Annotated in this window: 1 pseudogene; it reads left to right on the forward strand. The window is 61.8% G+C overall.

The window, feature by feature from the left end:
* A pseudogene (locus SB822_RS59265) lies at positions 1-251 on the forward strand (CbbBc protein); the annotation flags it as partial.

Below are 251 nucleotides of genomic sequence, written 5' to 3' on the forward strand. Positions count from 1 at the left end.
CGATTCAGGCGATGCTCGATGGCAAGGTCAAAGTGTTCATCGGCCTTGGCGGCAACTTTTCGATTGCGACGCCCGACACGCCGCGCACATGGGAAGCCATGCGCTCGTGCGATCTGACCGTGCATATCACGACGAAGCTCAACCGCAGCCATCTCGTGCATGGCCGCGACGCGCTGATTCTGCCGACGCTCGGCCGCACCGAGATCGACTTGCAGAACGGCGTTGCGCAAGGCGTGAGCGTCGAAGATTCG

Source organism: Paraburkholderia sp. SIMBA_054 (assembly GCF_046534875.1).
Classification (GTDB): domain Bacteria; phylum Pseudomonadota; class Gammaproteobacteria; order Burkholderiales; family Burkholderiaceae; genus Paraburkholderia; species Paraburkholderia hospita.